General features: G+C 65.4%; 18 protein-coding genes and 1 pseudogene. 17 read left to right on the top strand and 2 right to left on the bottom strand.

What is annotated here, in order from left to right:
• Positions 1–183 precede the first annotated feature (183 nt).
• Entirely contained in the window at positions 184–1,032 is an 849-nt protein-coding gene (locus tag XI03_RS39940; protein ID WP_271595195.1) for an AraC family transcriptional regulator, read from the bottom strand.
• 583 nt (positions 1,033–1,615) lie between these two features.
• Here XI03_RS39940 and XI03_RS39935 point away from each other — a divergent pair.
• The 5 genes and pseudogenes from XI03_RS39935 (at position 1,616) to XI03_RS39915 (ending at position 8,235) form a co-directional block, all read left to right on the top strand.
• On the top strand, positions 1,616–3,625 hold the full coding sequence (locus tag XI03_RS39935; RefSeq protein ID WP_271595194.1) for a hydantoinase/oxoprolinase family protein: 2,010 nt from the start codon (positions 1,616–1,618) through the stop codon (positions 3,623–3,625).
• Positions 3,622–5,202: a hydantoinase B/oxoprolinase family protein gene (locus XI03_RS39930; RefSeq protein WP_271595193.1), complete on the top strand. Its 1,581-nt coding sequence runs from the start codon at positions 3,622–3,624 to the stop codon at positions 5,200–5,202. The genes XI03_RS39935 and XI03_RS39930 overlap by 4 nt, the downstream gene beginning before the upstream one ends.
• 10 nt (positions 5,203–5,212) lie before the next feature.
• Positions 5,213–6,508 (top strand): class-III pyridoxal-phosphate-dependent aminotransferase, encoded by a 1,296-nt coding sequence (locus tag XI03_RS39925; protein WP_271595192.1) that lies wholly within the window; start codon positions 5,213–5,215, stop codon positions 6,506–6,508.
• A gap of 130 nt (positions 6,509–6,638) precedes the next feature.
• Positions 6,639–7,571 (top strand): N-carbamoyl-D-amino-acid hydrolase, encoded by a 933-nt coding sequence (locus XI03_RS39920; RefSeq protein ID WP_271595191.1) that lies wholly within the window; start codon positions 6,639–6,641, stop codon positions 7,569–7,571.
• Positions 7,568–8,235: pseudogene (locus tag XI03_RS39915) on the top strand (flavin reductase family protein). The gene XI03_RS39920 and the pseudogene XI03_RS39915 overlap by 4 nt, the downstream one beginning before the upstream one ends.
• Here XI03_RS39915 and XI03_RS39910 read toward each other — a convergent pair.
• Complete coding sequence (locus XI03_RS39910; protein ID WP_038947936.1) at positions 8,232–8,894, bottom strand: aspartate/glutamate racemase family protein; 663 nt, start codon at positions 8,892–8,894, stop codon at positions 8,232–8,234. The pseudogene XI03_RS39915 and the gene XI03_RS39910 overlap by 4 nt on opposite strands.
• 55 nt (positions 8,895–8,949) lie before the next feature.
• Here XI03_RS39910 and hydA point away from each other — a divergent pair, with 55 nt between their 5' ends.
• The 12 genes from hydA (at position 8,950) to XI03_RS39850 (ending at position 23,827) form a co-directional block, all read left to right on the top strand.
• Positions 8,950–10,419 carry a dihydropyrimidinase gene (gene hydA, locus XI03_RS39905; RefSeq protein WP_271595190.1) on the top strand — a complete coding sequence of 490 codons (1,470 nt, stop codon included), beginning with the start codon at positions 8,950–8,952 and terminating at the stop codon, positions 10,417–10,419.
• A gap of 16 nt (positions 10,420–10,435) precedes the next feature.
• On the top strand, positions 10,436–11,410 hold the full coding sequence (locus tag XI03_RS39900; protein ID WP_271595189.1) for an NAD-dependent epimerase/dehydratase family protein: 975 nt from the start codon (positions 10,436–10,438) through the stop codon (positions 11,408–11,410).
• 51 nt (positions 11,411–11,461) lie between these two features.
• Entirely contained in the window at positions 11,462–12,898 is a 1,437-nt protein-coding gene (locus XI03_RS39895) for an NAD(P)-binding domain-containing protein (RefSeq protein ID WP_271595188.1), read from the top strand.
• Positions 12,899–13,016: 118 nt separating this feature from the next.
• The gene (locus XI03_RS39890) at positions 13,017–14,636 is read left to right on the top strand and encodes an ABC transporter substrate-binding protein (RefSeq protein WP_271595187.1); all 1,620 of its coding nucleotides are present in this window, start codon (positions 13,017–13,019) and stop codon (positions 14,634–14,636) included.
• A 28-nt stretch (positions 14,637–14,664) separates the two neighbouring features.
• A complete protein-coding gene (locus XI03_RS39885) occupies positions 14,665–15,699 on the top strand; it encodes an ABC transporter permease (RefSeq protein ID WP_271595186.1) in 1,035 nt (344 codons plus the stop codon).
• On the top strand, positions 15,696–16,544 hold the full coding sequence (locus XI03_RS39880) for an ABC transporter permease (protein ID WP_271595185.1): 849 nt from the start codon (positions 15,696–15,698) through the stop codon (positions 16,542–16,544). The genes XI03_RS39885 and XI03_RS39880 overlap by 4 nt, the downstream gene beginning before the upstream one ends.
• Positions 16,541–18,211, top strand: a complete 1,671-nt coding sequence (nikE, locus tag XI03_RS39875) for a nickel ABC transporter ATP-binding protein NikE (protein WP_271595184.1) — start codon at positions 16,541–16,543, stop codon at positions 18,209–18,211. The genes XI03_RS39880 and nikE overlap by 4 nt, the downstream gene beginning before the upstream one ends.
• Positions 18,212–18,352: 141 nt before the next feature.
• Complete coding sequence (locus XI03_RS39870; RefSeq protein WP_038947948.1) at positions 18,353–19,954, top strand: ABC transporter substrate-binding protein; 1,602 nt, start codon at positions 18,353–18,355, stop codon at positions 19,952–19,954.
• A gap of 17 nt (positions 19,955–19,971) precedes the next feature.
• On the top strand, positions 19,972–20,913 hold the full coding sequence (locus XI03_RS39865) for an ABC transporter permease (RefSeq protein WP_028142475.1): 942 nt from the start codon (positions 19,972–19,974) through the stop codon (positions 20,911–20,913).
• Positions 20,910–21,833 (top strand): ABC transporter permease, encoded by a 924-nt coding sequence (locus XI03_RS39860; RefSeq protein WP_152103202.1) that lies wholly within the window; start codon positions 20,910–20,912, stop codon positions 21,831–21,833. Before XI03_RS39865 ends, XI03_RS39860 begins: the two co-directional genes overlap by 4 nt.
• A 15-nt stretch (positions 21,834–21,848) precedes the next feature.
• Positions 21,849–22,838, top strand: a complete 990-nt coding sequence (locus XI03_RS39855) for an ABC transporter ATP-binding protein (protein ID WP_028142477.1) — start codon at positions 21,849–21,851, stop codon at positions 22,836–22,838.
• On the top strand, positions 22,835–23,827 hold the full coding sequence (locus XI03_RS39850) for an ABC transporter ATP-binding protein (RefSeq protein WP_028142478.1): 993 nt from the start codon (positions 22,835–22,837) through the stop codon (positions 23,825–23,827). The genes XI03_RS39855 and XI03_RS39850 overlap by 4 nt, the downstream gene beginning before the upstream one ends.
• Positions 23,828–23,870 lie beyond the last annotated feature (43 nt).

The following is a 23,870-nucleotide window of genomic DNA, read 5'->3' as shown; positions in this document are numbered from 1 at the left end:
TGGCCGTCGGCGATCTCCGCTTCCTGATGAAGACGATGGAGGACGTCGGCGACGACGCCCTTGCTGAGTGAATCCATGTCGGTCGGCTCCTTGCAATGCGCCCGCCGGGCGCTTCGGAGCCTGGATACGAAATGGTCCCTCAGACCGCATTCCGCGAACGGGACAATCGATTGCGAATTCCGGTCAGTGTGCGCCGATGCGGCGTTCGGCCAGATATCGCGCCGACGGCTTGCCCAGTGCCTTGCGGAACATGGTGACGAAGGCGCTGGCCCCCTCATAGCCGAGATCGAGCGCCACGGCCTGGACCGATGCGCCCTGGTCGAGGCGCTGAAGCGCGATCAGGATGTGGAGCTGCTGGCGCCAGCGGCCGAAGCTCATGCCGGTCTCGCGTTGCAGGATGCGGGTGAGGGTGCGCGGGGCGACGGCCATGCGCCGGCTCCAATCCTCGATCGTCGCGCGATCGGAAGGATCGGTCATCATCGCGCTGGCGATCCGGCGCAGCCTGGCATCGGCCGGCATGGGGAAGCGCAGCTCTTCGGCGGGGGCCAGCGACAGCTGGTCGAGCAGCACCGCGGCGATCCTGCCGTCGGCGCCGTCGGGATCGTACATGACCGGCATGTGGGTGGCGTGCACCAGCAAATGCTCGAGCAAGGGCGAGATGGTCAGCGTGCAACATTGCCGCGGAAGCGCCGGCACCGCATCCGGTTCGACGAACAGGCAATGCATCTCGACGTCGCCAGCGACGCTGACGCTGTGCGGAACATGGCCGGGAATCCACACCGCACAGCGCGGCGGGACGATCCAGACGCCGTGTCCGGCCTCCAGCCTGACGATGCCACGCATGGTCAGGACGAGCTCGTCCTTGCGATGCTCGTGCATGGCCAGCTCCATGCCCTTGGTGACCATGTGGCCCCCGAACGCGGCGACGGTGCGCGGCACGGTTTCAGGATCGAAATCCCCGAGATCATCGGGGTTCATATGGTCGTCGTTGAGCCGGAAGAAGGGCATGCAGGCGATGGTCGATCCGAACATGACTGGCGGGTTCAGGCAATATCTGGCCCGCGATCGCGACTTTCAACGCAGGACGTCCGAATCTCGATGGTTTCTAACGAGCTGGTCCCAACGGATGGTTGCGCTGTCGCCCATCGATTGGACCGGACGATATCCTCGCTTACTGACCGTACAATAAAGAAGGGCTGAGCCGCCTGCCGTGCATAGCTCATGGGCATCCGAACCTCGCGCAGCGCCCCTCGATCGCCTGCAAATTAGACAGGTGATTTTGGATGTTCGGATTGCAGTGCAACGGACGTGACGGTTTGCGCCGAAAAATCCGTGGTGCGATGCACTCTGCTGGTGTCCAGCTGTCGACATCTGCATGCTCTCCGCGCGGGCACTGCTGCACCAAAACGTGCAACCGAACTTGCAGCTCGCGGCGCCGGCCCGGTGGTTTGCGACAAACCTGGCTCTATCCCGACCTGACCGCTCTGTCGCACACTCGCGGACAATGGCAAGACAAGGGATGCATGATGAGCGCTCTCGGTTGGGCATTGGATGTCGCGATGGACGGTAACAGCCCGGCGTCCGGTTCGGACCTCATCCGTCGCTGCCCCCGCACATGAGCTCCTCCGAAAATCACTGGGAGGTCGGCACCGATATCGGCGGCACCTTCACCGATATCATCGCGATCCGGCGCGATTCATCGGAGGCGCGGATCGCAAAGGTGCCGTCGCGCCCCGACGCTCCGGTTCAGGCGATGCTGGAGGCGATCGAGGCGGTGGGCCTGCGCAGAAGCGAGGTCAGGCGCTTCGTCCACGGCACCACGCGCGTGACCAACGCCATCGTCGAGGGCCGACTGCCGAAGGTGGCGCTGGTCGCGACCGAGGGATTTGCCGATGTGCTCGAGATCGCGCGTTATCGCCGCCGCGATCTCTACCGTCTCGACGTTCCGCCGAAATCGCCGCCGCTCGTGCCGCCTGAGCGCTGCTTCGGGCTCGCCGAGCGCCTCGATCACGAGGGACGGGTGCTGAAGTCGCTGGAACAAGCGGAGATCGAGCGCCTGGTGGCCTGGCTGAAGGAGACCGGCGTTCAGAGCGTCGCGGTGGCTCTCCTTCACGCCTATGCCAATCCCGTGCACGAAAAAGTGCTCGGCGAGCGCCTCAAGGACGTCGTCGCCCATGTCTCGCTGTCACATGAGGTCAACCCCGAGGCACGCGAGTATGAGCGGACCTCGGCGACCGTGTTCAACGCGGCCGCGATGCCTATTGCGGTCGAGTATCTGAGCGAGCTGGAGCAACGCCTGCCGATTGGCCCCGGCCTGCAGGTGTTTCATTCCGCCGGCGCGATGATCCCGATCTCCGCGGTGAAGCGTCGCCCGCTTGTGATGGCAATGTCGGGCCCGGCCGCCGGCGTCTCGGCGTCGGTCAGCATCGCGCGCCAGCTCGGCACGCCGCGCATGCTCACCTTCGACATGGGCGGCACCACGACGGACGTGTGCCTGATCGTCGACGGCCAGGCCGAGATGACCGACGGCCGCATGCTCGGCGACAAGCCGCTGCGCCAGCCGATGCTTGCGGTCCACTCCATCGGGGCGGGCGGCGGATCGATCGTGCGCAACGGCCCGGGTGGCCTGACGGTCGGGCCGGAGAGTGCCGGTTCCGAGCCGGGTCCGGCCTGCTACGGCCGCGGCGGCAGCGAGCCAACCATCACCGACGCCAACGCCGTGCTCGGCTATCTCAATCCCGAAACGAAGCTTGGCGACCGCATCGGCATCGACATCGATGCGGCCAAGCGCGTCATCGCGCCGATCGCGCGGGCGTTGGGGCTGAGCCTGACCGAAACGGCGCTCGGCATCATCAAGGTCGCCAACGCGACGATGGCCCGCGCGCTGCGCCGCGTCACGGTCGAGCGCGGCATCGACGGGCGCGACTGCACGCTGCTCGCCTTCGGCGGCGGCGGCCCCATGCATGCTGCGGGCCTCGCCGATCTCTACGGGATTGCGCAGGTCGTCGTGCCCAGCGCATCGAGCGCGTTCTCGGCGCTGGGCTGTCTCACCGCCGATTTCAGCTTCCTGCAGCAGCAGACCCTGCGCGCCGGTCTGGACGGCATCGATCTCGTACGCGTGTCGGAGCGCATTGGGGCGCTCATTGACGATGCGTCGGCGCCCCTGATCGCCAACGGTGTCGCGAAGGCGGAGATCGAAGTCGAGCTGGTGGCGCTGATGCGTTACGCGGCGCAGAACGACGCCATTCCAATCCCGCTCGCACTGCCGCTCGACGTGATCAGGCTCAAGAGCGATTTTCTGGCGCGGCATCACGAACTCTTCGGCTATGCGACGAGCGAGCCCTGCGTCATCGAATCCGTGCGGGTACAGGCGTGTCGGCCGTCGACAACGGTGGTGGGCCGGCCGGCGACGGCGGCGAGGGCGCTGTCATCAGGCACGCGCCTCTGCTCGTTCGACGGCTTCCACGAGATCGCGACAGGGATCGTCGACCGCGCCTCGCTGACCGACACCGTCAACGGCCCGGCCATCATCGAAGACGCGTGGTCGACGGTGGTGGTGCCGTCGGGCTGGCAGGCGAGGCCGGACGTTTCAGGCAATCTGTTCCTGACGCGGAGGGCAACGTGAAGCTCGATCCGTTCGTCGTCGAGGTCATCAGGCACGGGCTCTCGGCTGCGGCCGAGGAGATGAGCCTGGTGATGACGCGCTCGGCGCGCTCGCCGCTGCTGCGCGAGGCCGGCGATTTGTCGTCGGCGATCACGGACGGCCATGGCGGCCTGGTCGGGCAGGGCCGCGACATCCCGATCCATCTGGGCGCGATGGCTTACACGGTCCCCGAATTGCTGAAGGTGGTGCCGCGCGACAGCCTGAACGACGGTGACGTGCTGATCTACAATGTCGGCGCGCTCGGCGGCAATCATCTCAACGACGTCAAGGTCGTCCGCCCTGTCTTTGTCGATGGCGAGATCGTGGCGTTCGCGGTCAGCCTCGCGCACTGGCCGGATATCGGCGGCACCTGGCCCGGCAGCTATTTTGCCAAGGCGATCGACACGTTCCAGGAGGCGATGCGCATTCCGCCGGTGCTGATCGCAACCTCAGCCGGAATCAACGCGCCGATCGTGCAATTGCTCAAGGCCAATGTTCGGGACGCCGAATCCTGCGAGGGCGATCTGCTCGCGCAGATCGCGGCGACCAAGGCCGGCGAGCGGCGCATCGTCGACCTCTGCCGCGAGCACGGCAAGGCGGTGTTCACCGCGACGCAGTCGCGCCTGCACGACCTCTCCGAGATCGAGATGCGCGAGGCTATCCGCGCGTTGCCGGACGGGGTCTACGAGGGCGAAGACCATCTCGACGACGGCAGCGTGAACGACGCGCCCGCGCGTATCCACGTCAGGATTACGATTGCCGGCGACGAGGCGACCTTCGATCTTTCGGGGAGCTGCGACCGCGTCTCGAATTTCTGCAACACGACGCCGTTCATGGCGCGCTCGGCCGTCGCCTATGCCGCGCGCATCATGAGCGGGCGCGACATGCAGCAGAATGCCGGTGCGCTCCGCCCCCTGACCATCATCACCCGCCCGGGCTCGATCCTGGAGCCGGGTTGGTCGGCCTCCGTCGCCGCGGGCAACCACGAGACGTCGATGCGCATCGTCGATGCGATCTTCCGGGCCATGCAGGACACCATCCCCGAACGATTGTCCGCGGGCGGCGCGACCACCGCGGGCGTCCTGTTCTTTGCGCAGCCGCGGCAGGACGGTTCCTGGAAGATGCTCTACGAGGTCCACGGGGGCGGCGAAGGCGCGCGGCACGATCGGGCCGGCATCTCGGCGACCCGGGTGCATCTGTCCAACACCTCCAACACGCCGGTCGAGGTGATCGAGGCGAACTACGCGATCCGCCTCGAGCAGCAGGCCATTCGCCGGCGATCGGGCGGGGCCGGCGCCTTCCGCGGCGGCGATGGCGTCGTGCGCGCCTATCGCATTCTGGCGCCCTCGATGCATCTGACGACCTGCATCGAGCGCATGGTGATTCCGCCATTCGGGATGCAGGGCGGTGAACCCGGCAAGGCCTGTCGCATCTCGCTTGTCAGGCAGGGCGCCAACGTCGCGATCGACGGCAAATCCAACCTCGTGCTGCAGCAAGGCGATCTCGTCACCGTCGAGACTTGCGGCGGCGGTGGCTACGGCGCTGAAGTTGCGGAGTGAAGGGATTGCGATGAGCAGATTGTTGCGAACCGGGCTGAACGCGGGCGACAGCGCGCCCATGGCTGTGGTCGGCGGCGAGGGCGTCTATTTTCATCTTGCGGACGGCCGCAAGCTCATCGACGGCAGCAACACCGGCGGCGGTCTCGGTCACCGTCATCCCGCGATGGTGGAGGCGATCCGCCGGGCGGCGGACACGCCCGTGGTCAACGAGGGCTGGACCTGGGTCGGTCGCGAGCAGGCCGCCGACGATCTGATGGCCATTGCGTTCAAGGGCGAGGACGATTGGGTCGGCGCGGTGCGCTTCTGCATCAGCGGCAGCGAGGCTAACGACATGGCGCTGTCGCTCTGCCAGGCCTTGACGCAGCGCTCCGCGCTGGCGACGCGCGAGCGCGCCTATCACGGCATCACGGGTCTGTCGCGCAGCATGACGGTGCAGCCGCAATGGCACGGCGGACTCGCGGTGCATGCAGGCGGCTCGAAGCTGCCGGCGCCGATGGCGCCGGTGCGAATCCTGCCGGCGCCGGATGGCGCGATCTACGGTGGGCCGGCCAACAACAAGCCACCGAGCGAATATCTGGCCGACGCCACGCGTCTGCTGTCGGATACCGCGGCGACGATCATCGACTACACCCAGGGCGGCATCTATTACGACGGCGCCTATCAGGACGAAGTCGCCCGCTGCGCGCGAGAGGCTGGATCATACTGGATCGCGGACGAGGTCGTCACCGGTGCAGGGCGTGCGGGGCGCTGGTTCGCGTTTCAGGGCGCGCAAAGCCGTCCTGATATCGTGACGCTTGGAAAATCGCTTGGCGGTGGTGCCGCCGCCGTCGCTGCAGTCGTGGTATCGAAGGAGATCGTCGAGCGATTGAAGGGCACGAGCTGGCAGAATTACGGCACCTTGCGCGGCCATCCGATCAGCATGGCCGCGGTCAGCGCCTACCTGAAGGTCGTCAGCGAAGAGAAGATTCTCGAGCATGTGAAGAGCCTCGAACAGCTGTTCGTCCGCCGTCTGCTCGCGATCGCGCAGAAACATCCCAGCGTGCAGCGCGTAGCGGGGCAGGGGCTGCACTGGACGGTGGAGCTGCACGGACCGGACTGGCGCTCCTGGCGCGCCGACACCACCGAAGTGCCGATCGCCTCGCGCGTCGCGACGCGGGCGCTGGAAGCCGGCGCGGTGATCGGAACCAGCGGCGAGCAGGTTTCGCTGTTCCTGGCACCGCCGCTCGTCATTTCCGACCGCGAGGCGGACCAGCTTCTGGATGCGCTCGACCATGGCCTCGATATTGCCGACGAGGAGCACCGATGAGCGCCGATCACGCCTTGCAAGCCGTCCAGCCCATCCGGCTGGAAACCATCGGCGGTGCCGCGTTATGTTGCAGGCGCCGGCAATTCGTTGAAGCTTTCACTTCCTCCAAGAGATCACCGGGAAATCGCTGATGCGTATCGTCAATGTCGCCGCCGCCCAGATGGGCCCGATCCAGCAGGCCGACAGCCGCGAGGCCGTGGTCAAGCGCATGATCGCGCTGATGGACGAAGCCAAGGCCAAAGGCGTCGACCTTATCGTCTATCCGGAACTGGCACTGACGACGTTCTTCCCGCGCTGGTACGCGGAGGACCGCGCCGAGTTCGACATCTGGTTCGAGCGCGAGATGCCGAACGCGGCGACGAAGCCGCTGTTCGAGCGCGCGGCGCAGCACCGGATGGCAATGAACTTCGGCTATGCGGAGCTGACGCCGGACGGCCATCACTTCAACACGGCGATCCTGACAGACAAGTCTGGCAAGATCGTTGGCAAATATCGCAAGGTCCATCTGCCGGGCCATGTGGAGTACGACACCAAGCGCTCGCACCAGCATCTGGAGAAGCGCTATTTCGAGCCGGGCGATCTCGGCTTCAACGTCTGGCGCGAGCTGGGTGGCATCATCGGCATGGCGATCTGTAACGACCGGCGCTGGCCGGAGACCTATCGCGTCATGGGCCTGCAAGGTGTCGAGATGGTGCTGATCGGCTACAATACGCCCTCCGTCAATGCGGAGCGAAGCGAGGAGGGCGTCGAGAAGCGCCTGTTTCACAACCGCCTCTCCGTGCAGGCCGGCGCCTATCAGAATTCGACCTGGGTCGTCGCGGTGGCCAAGGCCGGCAATGAGGATGGCCATCCGCTGTTCGGCGGCAGCCTGATCGTCGATCCCAACGGCGAGATCGTCGCGGAAGCCAGGACGGAGGACGACGAGCTTCTGGTCCATCCCTGCGATCTCGACGCCACAAATTTCGGCAAGACCACGATCTTCAATTTCGCGCAGCATCGCCGGATCGAGCATTACGGCCTGATCACCAGCCAAACCGGCGCGGTGCCGCCGCCGCAGAAATGACGCCGATGTCGGATCATGGCATTTCCTTGCGCGAGCTTGATCCGCGCGATCGCTACAAGCTGCTCTGCGGCGTAATCGTGCCGCGGCCGATCGCGCTGGTGACGACGTTGGACGAGAACGGGGCGGTCAATGCGGCCCCGTTCAGCTTCTTCAATGTGTTCTCCGAGAGCCCCGCGCTGATCGTGCTCGGTCTTCAGCACAAGCCGGATCACAGCCCGAAGGATACCACCCGCAACATCCATCGCGACGGCGAGTTCGTCGTGCACATGGTGGACGAGGCGCTGTCGGTCGCGATGAACGATTGCGCGGTCGATTTCCCCTCCGGCGACAGCGAGGTCGCTGCGACCGGGCTTGCGATTCTTCCCTCAGTCGATGTGAAAGTGCCGCGGCTCGCTGCTGCGCCCTTTGCGCTGGAATGCCGCCGCCATGTGGTGCTGAACTTCTCTCCGGATCGCGAACTCTTGGTCGGTGAGGTGCTCAGGGTTCACGCCCGCGAGGGCCTCGTAAATGAGGCCAACATGTATGTCGATCTCGACGCCTACCGCCCGATCGGCCGCATGTTCGGCAATCTCTACACCACCCAGCGGGATGTTTTTCGCTGACGCGCGAGAGCCACGCGCAATGGCGCGCGCGGCAGGACGCCAAAGAGCTGAAGGACGCCTAGTGAGCCGAGAACTGCACCGTACCCAGCGCCATGCTGACGGCCGCCTGTGTCGGGTCGATCACGGGGATGCCCAGCGCGTCTTCGAGCGGGCGACGGTGCCGTGCCATGCCGGCACAGCCCATCACGATGGCGCGGGCGCCGTCCTGGTCGCGCAGTGCGCGGCCGACGTCGATCATCCTCGCCAGCGTGCCTTCGCCCGAAGCGGTCTCCGCAACGCTCATATTGAGCGGCCGCTCGCCGGCGAGGCGATCGGTCAGTCCCATCTGCCTGAGATAGCGCATGTGACGCGGGATCGAGCGCTGCGCGATGGCGATGACGCCGAACGTTTCGGCGCGGGCGAGCGCCGTCAGCACGCCGCACTCGGCAATGCCGAACACGGGCCGTTCGGTGCCTTCGCGGCAGACCTGAAGACCGGGATCGCTGTAGCAGGCGATGACGAAGGCAGCCGAGCTGTTGTCACCTTCCACCAGCCGTCGCAGCGGCATCGCGACGCCGTCGACATCGGCTTGGCTCTCAATGCCGAACGGACCTTCGGCCAGCGTCTGGCAGACCAGTTCCGGTCCACCCTCGAAACCGAGCGGCCTCAAGGCGTCCTCCAGCCCCTGCGTGACCGCGGGGTTGGAGTTCGGATTGATGACGAGAATGCGCGGCCGGGACATGATGGTCTTCCTGCGAAATGGAGAGCATTTGCCCAAGCCTATCACGGAGTGCCTCATGACTGAACCCACCTACGACCTGATCATCCGCGGCGGACGCGTCGCCACCACCACCGACGTGTTCGAGGCCGACGTTGCCATCTCCGGCGAGACCATCGCGGCGGTCGGCCGCGGGCTTCCGGCGGCCAAGCGCGAGATCGACGCGCGCGGCAAGTTGGTGCTGCCCGGCGGCGTCGACAGCCACGCCCATATCGAGCAGCTGTCCGCTGCCGGCATCATGAACGCCGATACGTTCGAGAGCGCGACTGTCTCTGCCGCTTTTGGCGGCACCACGACGGTGATCCCGTTCGCCGCCCAACATGTCGGCATGAAGCTGCCGCAGGTGGTGGAGGATTATCATGCGCTGGCGAAGAAGGGCGCCGTGATCGACTACGCCTTTCACATGATCATCGCGGACGCGACCAAGGAGACGGTCGAGGAGCACATTCCCGCGCTGGTGAAGCAGGGCCACGCCTCGATCAAGATCTTCATGACCTATGACCGCCTCAAGGTCGACGACGAGCCGTTGCTCGACATCCTGCTCGCCGCGCGCCAGTCCGGCGCGATGCTGTGCGCCCATGCCGAAAATCACGGCATCATCGCCTGGATGGTGAAACGCCTGCTCGCGCGCGGATACACGATGCCGAAATACCACGCCGTTAGCCATGCCCGCGTGTCGGAAGCCGAAGCCTTCACGCGGCTGATCGGCATGGCCGCGCTGATCGACCAGCCGATCATGATCTTCCACGTCTCGACCGCCGAAGGCGCCAGAGTGATCCGTGACTCCCGCGGGCAGGGGCTGAAGGTTTTTGCCGAGACCTGTCCGCAATACCTGTTCCTGACCGCGAACGATCTCGACAAGCCCGGCGCGGAAGGCGCCAAGTGGATGTGCAGCCCGCCGCCGCGCACGCATGCAGACCAGGAGGCGCTGTGGCAGGCGCTGGCGCTCGGCGATCTCCAGACCATCTCGTCGGATCACGCGCCGTATCGCTTTGATGAGACCGGCAAGCTGCGCGCTGGACCCAATCCGAATTTCAAGCAAGTCGCGAACGGCCTGCCGGGGCTGGAGCTGCGGCTGCCGCTGCTGTTCGACGCGATGGTGTCGAAGGGGCGGCTGGGCCTGGAAAAGTTCGTCGAGCTGACGTCCACGGCGCCTGCCAAAATCTACAATCTGCACCCCCGCAAGGGCTCGATTGCGATCGGCGCCGATGCCGATATCGCGATCTGGGATCCCAACCGCGAGACCGTGATCGCGGACGAGATGATGCACGATCTCGCCGGCTACACGCCGTTCGCGGGCCGCAAGCTGAAGGGCTGGCCGGTGTCGGTGCTGTCGCGCGGCCGGATGGTCATCGACGACAACAAGTGCCTCGCCGATGCCGGCAGCGGAAAATTCCTGGCACGCAGCGGCGGCGAGGCGGCCAAGCCCACCGGCCGTCTCGTCGCCGACATGGACCCGGAACGGAATTTCGGGGCAAAACTGCTGTGATGGTGGATCGCGCGCGATGAGGACCGTCATCTTCGGCGGCACCGGCTTTGTCGGGCTCAACCTCGCCGAGGTGCTGCTCGCGCGCGGGCATGAGGTGACGTTGTATGACCGCAAGCAATTGCCGGTGGGAGCGGAGCGATCCCTTGTCGACGACCGGGAGCGGCTTACCCTTGTTCAGGGCGAGATCACGGACGTCGAGAGGATCGACGTACTTCTGAAACAGGGTTTCGATGCGATTGTCCTTGGCGCTGCGATAACGGCCGGTGATCAGCTCGAGCGATCCACGACCTCGAACATCCTCGAAATTAATGTGATGGCTCAGATGCCGATCCTGGGCGCGGCGATCCGCCGTGGCGTTCGGCGCGTGATCAATCTGTCCTCGGCGTCCGCCTATGGTGCCGCGGGGCACCGTTACCCGGTCCTCGACGAGGAAACGCCGTGCGATCCCATTTCCTTCTACGCGATCAGCAAATTCACCTCGGAACGATCGGTGGCGCGGCACGCCGAGCTCTTTGGCGGTGATTTCCTGAGCGTGCGTTTGAGCGCGGTGTTCGGTCCTTGGGAGCGGATCGGCAAAGTGCGGGATACGCCGAGCCTTCAGTTCCAGATCCTTGCCGAGTTCGCTCGCTGCGGGCTGGCGCTCATGCCAGGTCCGGGAGTGAAGGACTGGATTTATGCCCTAGACGCCGCCGAAGCCGTCGCTGTGCTGATCGAGGCCGAGCGGCCACGCCACCGGCTCTACAACATCTCCAGCGGTGCGGCGTGGTCTGCGCTGCAATGGGGCGAGGCCTTTGCGGCTTTGCATCCCGGTTTGCAATGCCGGCTGGCGGCACCCGGAGAGAGCACCTTCATCAGACTGCAAGGGCCGGAACGCGCTCCGCTCTCGGTTACACGGATGGCGGACGAATTCGGCTGGCACGCGCGGTTCGGCTGCGCAGAGTCTGCGGCGGCGATGAGCACCTGGTGGATGCAGCACCGGGAGGAGATTTGACATGCCACCGCAAGGGCGCTCGGCCATCATCGACGGAGGTTGGCTCGCGGCATGAGCGATGCGCTGACAGAACTCGAAGCGGGCATTCGCGCCGATCTCGCCAGGATCGCGCATCCCGGCGCCGCCTGGCTCGAGCCGAAGATGGGCCCGGACGGCAAGCCTGCGCTGGACGTGCTCATCGTCGGCGCCGGCCAATCCGGCGTGGCTATCGGCTTCGGCCTGATGCGCTCCCGCGTCAGCAACATCCTGCTGCTCGACAAGGCCGCGGAGGGGATGGAGGGCCCGTGGCTGACCTATGCCCGCATGCCGACCTTGCGCAGCCCGAAGGATTATACGGGACCCGACCTCGATATCCCCAGCCTGACTTATCAGTCCTGGCATGAAGCCCGCTTCGGCAAGGAGAGCTGGCAGACGCTCGACCTGATCTCGCGCGGCCATTGGGCCGACTATCTACTCTGGTTGCGGCGCACGATAGACCTACCCGTGCGCAACGGCTGCGAGCTTCTGGAGATTGCGCCGGCGGCCGACGGCCTGCTGGCTGCCATCGTGAAAAGTGCTGATGGCGTCCAGACGCTCCATGCACGCAAGATCGTGCTGGCGACGGGGCAGGAGGGCATGGGCGGCTGGATGATCCCCGAGCCGCTGCGCGATCTTCCGGCACGCTCGGTCGCAACCGTCGCCGACGATATCGACTTCGAAAACCTTCGCGGCAAGCGCGTCGCCGTGATCGGTGCCGGCGCATCCGCCTTCGACAATGCGGCCACTGCGCTGGAGGCTGGCGCCAGTGAGGTGCACCTGCTCTGCCGCCGGGCCGAGATCCAGGTGATCCAGCCCTATCGCTGGCTGACCTTCCGCGGCTTCCTGCGCCATCTCAGCGATCTCGACGATGCCTGGCGCTGGCGCTTCATGCGCACGATCCTGGAAATGCGCGAGGGATTTCCGCAAGCAACCTATGACCGCTGCGCGCGCCACGCCAATTTCACATTGCACGAGGGCGCTCCGATCGAGGCCGCGCGTCAGACCGCGGGCGGTCTTGAACTGCAGACGCCGCGCGGCGCCATCGCGGCGGACTTCGTCATCTGCGGGACCGGTATCGACATGATCTTTGCTGGCCGCGGCGAACTCAGCCGATTTGCCGGCAATATCGCGACTTGGGCCGACCGTTACCAGCCGCCGGACAACGAGCGCAACGAACGGCTCGGCCGCTTCCCTTATCTCGCCGACGATTATGCTTTCACCGAACGTGTCCCGGGCGAGACGCCGTGGATTTCCGACATCCATCTGTTCGCCATCGCCTCGACCATGAGTTTCGGCCCGTCGGGATCGTCGATCAACGCGATGACGACCGCGGTGCCCAAGCTGGTTCATGGCCTGACGCGTGGCCTGTTCCGCGCCGATGTTGCGCGGCACTGGGCCTCGCTCAGCGCCTATGACGTGCCGCAGGCCGTGGTCACGCGGCAAGCGCGAAGCAGCGGGGAATTGCGATGATCATCCATGCGCCGCCGCGACGAAGCGTCCGCAGAAGCGCATCATGAGACTGGCGCGCAACTTGCTTCTTTCTTAACCTGCCTTGCTGGCGTTGTTGTCGAAATCTTGGGGAAAACGAATGCGTTTTGTGTCTTTCAGGCCGGCGTCCTCCGTGCTCGCCGCCACTGCGCTGTTGCTCATCGCCACCGCGCCTTCGCAGGCGCAAACCCGGGCGGAGACGCTGCGCTATGTCACCGGCGCATCCGTCAACACGCTCGATCCCAACATCCCCGGTTCGACCCGTGAATCCTTCGCGCTGAGCATGAGCACCTACGACCGGCTGGTGGCGTTCGGTCGCAAGCAGCTCAATGGCAAATGGGTGTTCGATCTCGACAAGATCACCGGCGAGCTCGCCGAATCCTACGACGTCAGCCCCGACGGGTTGAAGCTCACCTTCCGCCTGCGCAAGGATGCAAAATTCCAGGACGGCTCGCCGGTCACGGCCGAGGACGTGAAATGGTCGCTCGATCGCTGCGTCACCGCGCCGATCCTCGGCAAGGCGCAGCTGCTGACTGGCTCCTTGACGTCGGCCGACCAGTTCAAGGTCATCGATCCCCTCACGATCGAGGTGACGTTGCCGAAGCCCGACAAGCTCGCGCTGCCGAACTTGGCCACCGTCTATCCCATGATCATCAATTCGAAGGTGGCGAAGGAGCACGCGACAGCGGATGATCCCTGGGCCACCGCCTGGCTGAAGGAGCACACCGCCGGCAGCGGCGCCTATGTGATCGAGACGTTCAAGCCGGGCGAGCAGGTGATCGTCAAGCGCAACGAGGCCTGGAATCGTGGCTCGCCCGACAAGCCGGCGTTCTTCAAGCGCGTGATCATTCAGTCGGTGCCGGAGCCGGCGACGCGCGCCAATCTGGTCGAGCGCGGCGATGCCGATCTCGTCGTTGATCTGCAGGCCAGCGACGTGCAGTCGCTGGAGTCCAAGGGCAAGCTCAAGGTGATCTCGACGCCGCAATACAATTCGATCACCTTCGTCTCGATGAACAATCAGATCCCGCCTTTCGACAACGTCAATGTCCGCCGCGCCGTCGCCTTCGCGCTGCCCTATGACGACATGTTCAAGGCCGCTCTGTTCGGCCGCGGCGCGCCGCTGTTCGGTGCGAGCTGGCCGGACGGCAAGCCGCTGAACGGCATCTATCCGTTCCAGCAACCCGTCAAGATCGATCTCGACAAGGCCAGGGAATATCTCAGGGCCGCCGGGCTCCCCGAAGGCTTCTCGACCACCTTCAGCTTCAATGTCGGCCAGGCCTCGACCGCCGAGCCGATGGCGGCGCTGGTGAAGGAATCGCTCGGCAAGATCGGGATCAAGGTCGACATCCAGAAGCTGCCGGATGCGCAGATGTCGACGCAGATCAACGAGAAGAAGCTGCCCTTCTACACCGAAGGCATCGTCGCCTGGCTGCCGTCCACGGACTACTTCTACCGCAACTTCTACACCGGCAATCAGCGCTGGAATTACAGCTCGATCAACAACGCGGAGCTCGCCGCGATCGCGCAGGAAGCCCGCTTCGAGCCGGACAAGGCGAAGTACGAGGAAGCAGGCCGCAAGCTCAACGCGATGCATTTCGATCTGATGCCGCAAATCATGCTGTGGCAGCCAAATCAGGATGCGGTGATGGCGTCCTCGATCGAGGGTTACACCTACGAGTTCCACCGCCAGGTCGACTATCGCGATGTCAGCCGCAAGTGATAGCGTCAGACGAAAGGAGCTCTGGAAGGTGAGGGCCGGACTCGGCGCAACGATGGTGCGGGCGGGCGGGCGGCTGCTGTCGTCGCTGCCGGCGCTGTTCGGTGTGCTGGTCTTCACTTTCCTCCTGATGCGCGTCCTGCCCGGCGACCCCGCGGTGTTCTTCGCCTCCGGGCCCAACGCCGGCAAGGAGGAGATCGAGCAGATCCGCAAGCAGATGGGGCTCGACAAGTCGGTGCCGGAGCAGCTCGTGTTCTATCTCTCCGACATCGGCCGCGGCAATCTCGGCCGCTCCATGATGACCGGGCAGCCGGTGCTGAAGGATCTGCGCGAGCGGCTGCCGGCCTCGCTCGAACTCACCTTCACCGCGCTCCTGATCGCGCTGATCGCCGCGGTGCCGCTCGGCGTGCTCGCGGCCTTGAGGCCGGGCTCCGTCGTCGATCACGGCGTCCGGCTGTTCTGCGCGCTCGGCGTCTGCGTGCCGACCTTTGTGTCGGGCCTGCTGCTGATCTACGTCTTCTACTATCTGCTCGGCCTTGCACCCGATCCGACAGGGCGGATTGACGTCTTCACGTCGCTGCCGCCGCAGCACACCGGGTTTCTCTCGATCGACTTCGTGCTCGCCGGCGATTTCGAGGGCTGGTGGGCGGCCTGCAAGCAGTTGATCCTGCCGGCGGTGAGCATGGCGCTGTTCGTGATTGCGCCGCTGGCGCGGATCACGCGTGCCTCGATGCTGGTCTCGCTCGGCAGTGACTTCGTGCGCACCGCGCGCTCGGTCGGACTGTCCTGGCGCAAGGTGGTCGTGACCTACGCGCTACGCAATGCGATCCTCCCCGTGATCACCATCGCCGGCATCGTATTCTCGACCATGCTGGGCGCCAATGTGCTGGTGGAGAAAGTGTTCTCCTGGCCGGGCGTTGCCTCCTATGCGCTCGATGCGCTGCTGTCCTCCGACTATGCGCCGGTGCAAGGCTTTGTGCTGCTGATGGCCAGCCTGTTTGTGCTGGTCAACCTGGTCGTGGACATCTGCTACGGCATCGCCGATCCCAGGGTGTCAATCGGATGACCAGCGCAACCCTCCGCCATTCGGTCTGGATCCTGCGCGGAAACCCGCTCACCGCCGTTGCCGCCACCGGCGTGCTCCTGTTCGTGCTGGTCGCGATCTTCGGACCGTGGATCGTGCCCTACGATCCCGTGGCCTCCAATGTCTCGGAGGCGTTGCTGCCGCCGGGCGCGGCGCACATTGCCGGCACCGACCAGCTCGGGCGCGACGTGTTCAGCCGTCTCATCATCGCCGCGCGTCTAGATCTTGCCATTGCGGTCTCTGCCGTCGGCATCTCCTTCGCGATCGGTGCCGTGGTCGGCTCGTTCTGTGGCTATGCCGGTGGCCGGCTCGATCGCGGCGTCGGCCGCTTCGTCGACGTGATGATGGCCTTTCCGCTGTTCGTGCTGGCGATGGCCATGGTCGCAGCCCTCGGCAACCGGATCGAGAACATCGTGATCGCGACCGCGATCATCAATCTTCCCTTCTACATCCGCTTCGCGCGGGCCGAGGTCAATGTCCGCCGGAATGTCGGTTGGGTGGAGGCGGCGCGGGCCTGCGGCGAGAGCCATTTCTCGGTGGTGCTGCGCTTCCTGCTACCGAACATCCTGCCGGCGATGGCGGTGCAGATCTCGCTCAACCTCGGCTGGGCCATTCTCAACGCCGCGGGCCTGTCCTTCATCGGTCTGGGCGTCAAGCCGCCGACGCCGGAATGGGGCATCATGGTCGCGGAAGGCGCGCGCTTCATCTCGACCGGGCGGTGGTGGCTGGTCGCATTTCCGGGTCTGGCGCTGATGATGGCCGTGCTGTGCTTCAATCTCCTCGGGGACGGGATGCGGGACATTCTCGACCCCCGCATGCGCACATGAGCGAGGCGCTGCTCAGCATTGACGACCTCCACGTCGCGTTCTCGACGCGACGCGGCATGGTCGAGGCCGTGCGCGGCGTGAGGCTCACGGTCGAGAAGGGCGAGATGCTCGGCCTCGTCGGCGAGAGCGGCTCGGGCAAGTCTGTGACGGGCTTCGCCACGACGCGGCTGCTCGACGCAGCGGGGCGCGTCACCGGCGGCAAGATCCTGTTTCGTGGACGGGACGTGACAAAACTCAGGGGCGATGACCTTCGTCAGCTCCAGGGCGCCGCGATGTCGATGATCTTCCAGAACCCGCGGGCGGCGCTCAATCCGATCCGGGCCATCGGCCTGCAAATCGCGGACGCGATCCTCACCCACAAGCGGATCTCCAAGGACGCCGCGCGCGCCGAGGCGCTGGACCTGCTGCGCGCCGTTCAGATCCGCGAACCCGAGGCGCGGATGAACGCCTATCCGCACGAGCTCTCCGGCGGCATGTGCCAGCGCGTCATGATAGCGATCGCGATCTCCTGCAATCCCGCGCTGCTGATCGCGGACGAGCCGACCACCGGCCTCGACGTCACCACCCAGAAAGTGGTGATGGATCTCCTGGCGGATATCGCCGCCGCGCGCGGCATGGCCACGATCCTGATCACGCACGATCTCGGGCTCGCGGCGCGTTATTGCCGCCGCATCGCCGTGATGGAACGTGGCCGCATCGTCGAGGAGGCGAGTTCCAGGACACTCTTCGGCGCGCCGCAGCACGCTTATACCAGGCGCCTGGTCGCGGCATCGCCGACCGCGACGTCCCGTATCGAAGACCTCGTGACGGAAGAGGAGAAAGAGCGCTCCGCGACTGTCGCCAGCAAGCCCCGAGCGGAACTCGTGCATGGCACGCCGCCGCTCCTGGAAGTGCGAAAACTGGCAAAACGCTTCGACGAGGGCTCTGCCGCGGTGGCCGACTTCTCGATGACGATGGCCGGCGGCGAGAGCGTCGGTCTCGTCGGGGAGTCCGGCTCCGGCAAGAGCACGACGTCGCGGATGATCTGCCGCCTGATCGACCCGAGCGAAGGCGACATCGTGTTCGACGGGCATTCGATCGGACACGTGGCCTCGCGCGACTTTCACCGCTCGCCCTTGCGCAAAGACATCCAGATGGTGTTCCAGGATCCGAACGAGAGCCTCAATCCGCGCTTTACGGCGTTCGATTGTATCGCCCACCCCCTGATGCGGCTTGGCGGCATGCGCCCGGGTGAGGCGCTTCGCGAACGGGTGGAGGAATGCGCCGTGCGGGTGGGATTGCCGCTGGATCTGTTGCCGCGGTTTCCGCACCAGCTCTCCGGCGGCCAGAAGGCCCGCGTCGGCATCGCCCGCGCCATCGCCTGCCGGCCGCGGCTCCTGGTGCTGGACGAACCGACGGCCGCGCTCGATGTCTCGGTGCAGGCGGTTGTGTTGCAACTGCTCGATCGCCTCAGGCGCGAGAACGACATCGCGCTGCTGTTCGTCAGCCACGATCTCAACGTGGTGCGCATGCTCTGCGACCGCACCATCGTGCTGCGCAATGGCGGAATCGTCGAGCAGGGCGAAAGCCGCGCGCTGTTCGACAATCCGAAGACCGATTACACGCGCAAGCTGGTCGAGGCGATCCCGCATATCGAGACCGGCGAGATGCTGGCGGCAGCTCTGTGAGGCCTGGGCCGGCCCAAATGGCGGTGAGATCCCGCTGGCGAAGGTTCGGTTAGTGGCATACCATTTGCACGCCAATGGGTTCTGGTTTCACCTGCTCTTGGCCAACGATGGCCGGCATCACGGCATTACTGGGAGGATTTCATGGATCGCAGGACCGTATTGAAGGGACTGGCTGGCGCGGGCGGTCTGGCATTGACGGGCCTCTCGGCCCCCGCGATCGCGCAAGGCGCATCAGCCCGCACCCTCCGCTTCGTGCCGCAAGCCAATCTCGCCAATTTCGATCCGATCTGGGGCACGCAATATGTCGTGCGCAATGCCGCCGCGCTGGTCTGGGACACGCTTTACGGCATCGATTCCTCGTTGCAGCCGCAGCGCCAGATGGTCGAGTCCGAGGAGACCTCGGACGACGGCAAGACCTGGACGTTCAAATTGCGCCCCGGTCTCAAGTTTCACGACGGCGAGCCGGTGCTGAGCAAGGATGTCGTCGCGAGCCTGTCGCGCTGGGCTGCGCGCGATCCGATGGGGCTGATGATCCTCGCCAACCAGCAGGAATTGACCGTCGTCGACGACCGCACCTTCAAATGGGTCTTGAAGCAGCCCTTCCCGAAAATGCTCTACGCGCTGGCCAAGAACAACGCGCCGTGCTCCTTCGTCATGCCTGAGCGCATTGCCAAGACCGATCCGTTCAAGCAGATCACCGAGTATGTCGGCTCGGGTCCGATGAAATTCGCCAAGGGCGAATGGGTCCCCGGCGCCAAGGCCGTGTTCGAGAAATTCGCAGACTACGTCCCGCGGCAGGAGAAAGCCTCCTGGCTTGCCGGCGGCAAGCAGATCCTGGTCGATCGCGTGGAATGGATCGTGATGCCGGATCCGGCCACCGCGGCCGCCGCCCTGCAGAACGGCGAGGTCGACTGGTGGGAGAATCCGATCGCCGATCTCGTGCCCGTGCTGAAGAAGAACAAGAACATTAGCGTCGACATCGGCGATCCCCTCGGCAATATCGGCTCGTTCCGCATGAACCATCTATTCGCGCCGTTCAACGACGTGCGGGCGCGGCGCGCGGTGCTGATGGCGATGAGCCAGGAAGACTACATGCGCGCGATCGTCGGTGACGACAACGCATTGTGGAAGGCGTTGCCGGGTTTCTTCACGCCGGATACGCCGCTCTACAGCGAGCTCGGCGGCGAGATCCTGAAGGGCAAGCGCGATCTCGATGCGGCCAAGAAGCTGCTGGCCGAAAGCGGCTATTCCGGCCAGCCGGTGACTTGCTTGGTGGCGCAGGATCAGCCGATCACCAAGGCGCAAGGCGACGTGACCGCGGATCTCCTGAAGCGGCTCGGCATGAATGTCGACTTCGTCGCGACGGACTGGGGCACGGTCGGCTCGCGCCGCGCGGCGAAGACGCCGCCCGGGCAGGGTGGCTGGAACATGTTCCACAGCTGGCACGCCGGCGCCGACTGCATCACGCCCGCCGCCTATACCGCCATCCGCGCCAATGGCGAAAAGGCCTGGTTCGGCTGGCCCAATAGTCCGAATACCGAGAAGGAGATCACGACCTGGTTCGACGCCAAGAATCTCGAGGAAGAGAAGGCGGCGATCGGGCGGGTCAACAAGGCGGCGCTCGAGGATGTCGTCTATGCGCCGACCGGCTTCTTCCTGACCTACACGGCCTGGCGCAAGAACGTCTCCGGCATCACCAAGGGGCCGCTGCCGTTCTTCTGGGGCGTGTCGAAGTCTGCATGATCGTGCGTTGAGGCCAGATGCTCTCCTATATCCTCCGTCGCATCGTCGCGACCCTGCCGGTCATGGCAATCGTCGCGCTGTTTGTGTTCAGCCTGCTCTACATTGCGCCGGGTGATCCCGCGGTGGTGATCGCGGGCGACCAGGCGAGTCCGGAGGATGTGGAGCGCATCCGCCAGAGCCTCGGTCTCGATCGGCCCTTCCTGGTCCAGTTCGGAGGCTGGGTCTGGCGCATCCTGCACGGCGATCTCGGCACCTCGATCTTCACCAATCTGCCGGTCTCGGCGATGATCGGACAGCGCTTAGGGCCGACGCTGTCGCTGATGATCGTCACGCTGCTGCTCACGATCGTGGTGGCAGTGCCGCTCGGCGTGGTGGCGGCCTGGAAGGCTGGCAGCCTGATCGACCGCGTCATCATGGGCTTTGCCGTTTTCGGCTTCTCGCTGCCCGTCTTCGTGGTCGGCTACATGCTCGCCTACATCTTCGCGCTCGAGCTCGAATGGCTGCCGGTGCAGGGCTATACGCCGCTCACGCAAGGCTTCTGGCCGTGGCTCGAGAACCTGATCCTGCCCGCGATCGCGCTCGGCTGCGTCTACATCGCCCTGGTGGCGCGCATCACGCGCGCCGCCATGCTCGAAGTGTTGCAGCAGGACTATATCCGCACCGCGCGCGCCAAGGGCCTCGGGCAGGGCGGCATCCTGTTCATTCACGCGCTGAAGAACGCGGCGGTGCCGATCGTGACCGTGATCGGGATCGGCATCGCGCTCCTGATCGGCGGCGCGGTCGTCACCGAAAGCGTGTTCGCGATTCCGGGTCTCGGTCGGCTCACGATCGACGCGATCCTGCGCCGCGACTATCCGGTGATTCAGGGCATCGTCCTGCTGTTCAGCTTCGTCTACGTCCTCGTCAATCTGATGATCGACGTCATTTATACGCTCGTTGACCCGAGGATCCGCTATTGACCGACACGACCCTCAATCCGCAGGCGCTCCCGGCCGGGCTCGTTCTTGCGCCACAACTGCCGGAAATCCTGCGGCCGGTCACGATCCGGCGCGGCTTCGTCGGGTTTTTGCGCGGCCATCCGACGGTCGCCATTGGTGGCGCGCTGCTGCTGACGCTCGTGCTTATCGCGGTCTTCGCGCCTTATCTCGGAACGGTCGATCCGACCGCGCTCGCCCCTGCCAAGCGCACGCGTGCGCCGTCCGCCGATTTCTGGTTCGGCACCGACGTGCTCGGCCGCGACATCTATTCGCGCGTGCTGTTCGGTGCGCGGGTCTCGCTCACGGTCGGCCTGTCGGTCGCGATCTTCGCATCCGTGGCCGGCCTGGCCATCGGCATGGTCTCCGGCTTCATCCGCTGGGCCGACGGCATCCTGATGCGCTTCATGGACGGCTTGATGTCGATCCCGCCGATCCTGCTGGCGATCGCGCTGATGGCGCTGACGCGGGGGAGCGTCGGCAACGTCATCCTCGCCATCACCGTCGCCGAGATCCCGCGCGTTTCGCGGCTCGTGCGCAGCGTGGTGCTGTCGCTGCGCGAGCAGCCCTATGTGGATGCCGCGGTCGCCTGCGGCACGCGCACACCGATGATCATCCTCCGTCACATCCTGCCGAATACGCTGGCGCCGATGCTGGTGCAGGCGACTTACATCTGCGCCAGCGCCATGATCACCGAGGCGATCCTGTCCTTCATCGGCGCCGGAACACCGCCGACCATTCCGTCTTGGGGCAACATCATGGCCGAGGGCCGCGCGCTGTGGCAGGTCAAGCCCTACATCGTGTTCTTTCCGGCGGCCTTCTTGTCCGTCACCGTGCTTGCGGTGAATCTGCTCGGCGACGGCCTTCGCGATGCGCTCGATCCGCGCATGGCCAAGCGTCTCTGACCGGGGCTGATCGCGATGGCGCTGCTCGAAGTCGATAACCTCCAGACTCATTTCCGCACCCCCGGCGGCATCAACCGCGCGGTGGACGGGGTGTCTTTCCATGTCAACGAGGGCGAGACGCTGGCCATCGTCGGGGAGTCCGGCTGCGGCAAGTCGGTGACATCGATGTCGCTGATGCGGCTGATCCCGGAGCCGCCGGGCAGGATCGCAGGTGCGATCCGCTTTGCCGGGAGAGACCTGCTGCAACTCTCCGATCGCGAGATGCGCGCGATCCGTGGCAACGACATCTCGATGATCTTTCAGGAGCCGATGACCAGCCTCAATCCGGTTCTGACCGTCGGCCGACAGATCCGCGAGACGCTGATGATCCATCAGGGCCTGGACAAGCAGGCGGCCGAGGCGCACGCGATCGAGATGTTGACGCTGGTCGGCATTCCCGAGCCGAAGCGGCGCGTGCGCGAATATCCGCACCAGCTCTCCGGCGGCATGCGCCAGCGCGTGATGATCGCCATTGCGCTGGCCTGCAATCCCAAGCTTCTCATTGCCGACGAGCCGACCACCGCGCTCGACGTGACGATCCAGGCGCAGATCCTGAAGCTGATGCTGGACCTCAAGCGCCGTGTCGGCGCGGCCATCATCCTGATCACCCACGACCTCGGCGTTGTCGCCGAGATCGCCGAGCGCGTCATGGTGATGTATGCGGGCCGCAAGGTCGAGGAGGCGCCGGTGGCGGAACTGTTCCGCTCGCCGCGTCATCCCTATACGCAAGGCCTGTTAGGTGCGGTGCCGCGGCTCGGCTCGTCGCTCACGGGCACGGCAAGACGGCTCGCCGAAATTCCCGGGCAGGTGCCCGATCTCAGAAAGCCGATCACCGGCTGCGTCTTTGCCGGTCGCTGTGCGCTCGCGACCGATCTGTGCCGCCAATATGCGCCGGGGCTCGAGGAGAAGGGCCCTCGTCACGTCGCCGCCTGCCACTATGCGGCCAAAGGAGCTGTCGCGGCATGAGCCCTCCGCTGCTCCAGGTCAACGACCTCAAGAAGCACTTTCCGGTCAAGTCCGGCCTGTTCGGCCGCAAGTCCGAATTCGTCTATGCGGTCGACGGCGTCTCCTTCGAGATCGCGCGCGGCGAGACGCTGTCGCTCGTCGGTGAGTCCGGCTGCGGCAAGTCGACGGTCGGCCGCGCCATCTTGCGGCTGTTCGACATCACCGCGGGCCAAGTCATCCTCGACGGCCAGCGTATCGACGACGCACATCCGGGCACGATGCGCCAGATGCGCCGACGCGTGCAGGTGGTGTTCCAGGATCCGTTCTCCAGCCTCAATCCGCGCATGCGAGTGCGTGACATTCTGGCCGAGCCAATCCGGAATTTCGGCCTCGCCAAATCCGCCGAAGATCTCGAGGTCCGCGTCACCTCCCTGATGGACACGGTGCGGCTGCCGCGCGAGGCGCTGAACCGCCGGCCGCACGAGTTCTCCGGCGGCCAGCGCCAGCGCATCGGCATCGCGCGGGCGCTCGCGGCCGAACCCGAGCTGATCGTGTGCGACGAGGCGGTCTCGGCGCTCGACGTCTCGGTCAAGGCGCAGATCGTCAATTTGCTGCAGGATCTCCAGAGCGAGTTCGGGCTCGCGCTGCTGTTCATCAGCCACGACCTCGCGATCGTCGAGCACATGACCCACCGCGTCGCCGTGATGTATCTCGGCAAGATCGTCGAGATAGCGCCGCGCCGAGAGATCTTTGCCGCGCCAAGGCATCCCTACACCAGAGCGCTGCTGTCCGCGGTGCCGCTCCCCGAGCCGGGCGCCCAGCGCAATCCCATCATCCTCAAGGGCGACGTGCCGAGCCCGATCAATCCGCCGAAGGGATGCCGCTTCCACACTCGCTGCCCGCTCGTCTTCGATCGCTGCCGGGTCGAAGAGCCGGTGCTTCGCGCAGTTGGGACCGAGCAGTGGGTGGCCTGTCATCTCGAAGACGGAGCTGTGGCGACGAGCGGCTGAAGGGTGAGATTCGCGCCGGAAATTCGTCAGCAAAAACAACCCC

The sequence above is a fragment of the Bradyrhizobium sp. CCBAU 65884 genome (genome assembly GCF_028128835.1).
GTDB lineage: Bacteria > Pseudomonadota > Alphaproteobacteria > Rhizobiales > Xanthobacteraceae > Bradyrhizobium > Bradyrhizobium ottawaense.
This window is presented reverse-complemented; position numbering and strand designations above follow the sequence as displayed.

Excerpts from the sequence above, each read along its gene's own strand:
- XI03_RS39940 (WP_271595195.1), bottom strand. The coding sequence starts at position 1,032 with ATGTTCGGATCGACCATCGCCTGCATGCCCTTCTTCCGGCTCAACGAC.
- XI03_RS39935 (WP_271595194.1), top strand. The coding sequence starts at position 1,616 with ATGAGCTCCTCCGAAAATCACTGGGAGGTCGGCACCGATATCGGCGGC.
- XI03_RS39925 (WP_271595192.1), top strand. The coding sequence starts at position 5,213 with ATGAGCAGATTGTTGCGAACCGGGCTGAACGCGGGCGACAGCGCGCCC.
- XI03_RS39920 (WP_271595191.1), top strand. The coding sequence starts at position 6,639 with ATGCGTATCGTCAATGTCGCCGCCGCCCAGATGGGCCCGATCCAGCAG.
- XI03_RS39910 (WP_038947936.1), bottom strand. The coding sequence starts at position 8,894 with ATGTCCCGGCCGCGCATTCTCGTCATCAATCCGAACTCCAACCCCGCG.
- hydA (WP_271595190.1), top strand. The coding sequence starts at position 8,950 with ATGACTGAACCCACCTACGACCTGATCATCCGCGGCGGACGCGTCGCC.
- XI03_RS39900 (WP_271595189.1), top strand. The coding sequence starts at position 10,436 with ATGAGGACCGTCATCTTCGGCGGCACCGGCTTTGTCGGGCTCAACCTC.
- XI03_RS39895 (WP_271595188.1), top strand. The coding sequence starts at position 11,462 with ATGAGCGATGCGCTGACAGAACTCGAAGCGGGCATTCGCGCCGATCTC.
- XI03_RS39890 (WP_271595187.1), top strand. The coding sequence starts at position 13,017 with ATGCGTTTTGTGTCTTTCAGGCCGGCGTCCTCCGTGCTCGCCGCCACT.
- XI03_RS39880 (WP_271595185.1), top strand. The coding sequence starts at position 15,696 with ATGACCAGCGCAACCCTCCGCCATTCGGTCTGGATCCTGCGCGGAAAC.
- nikE (WP_271595184.1), top strand. The coding sequence starts at position 16,541 with ATGAGCGAGGCGCTGCTCAGCATTGACGACCTCCACGTCGCGTTCTCG.
- XI03_RS39870 (WP_038947948.1), top strand. The coding sequence starts at position 18,353 with ATGGATCGCAGGACCGTATTGAAGGGACTGGCTGGCGCGGGCGGTCTG.
- XI03_RS39865 (WP_028142475.1), top strand. The coding sequence starts at position 19,972 with ATGCTCTCCTATATCCTCCGTCGCATCGTCGCGACCCTGCCGGTCATG.
- XI03_RS39855 (WP_028142477.1), top strand. The coding sequence starts at position 21,849 with ATGGCGCTGCTCGAAGTCGATAACCTCCAGACTCATTTCCGCACCCCC.
- XI03_RS39850 (WP_028142478.1), top strand. The coding sequence starts at position 22,835 with ATGAGCCCTCCGCTGCTCCAGGTCAACGACCTCAAGAAGCACTTTCCG.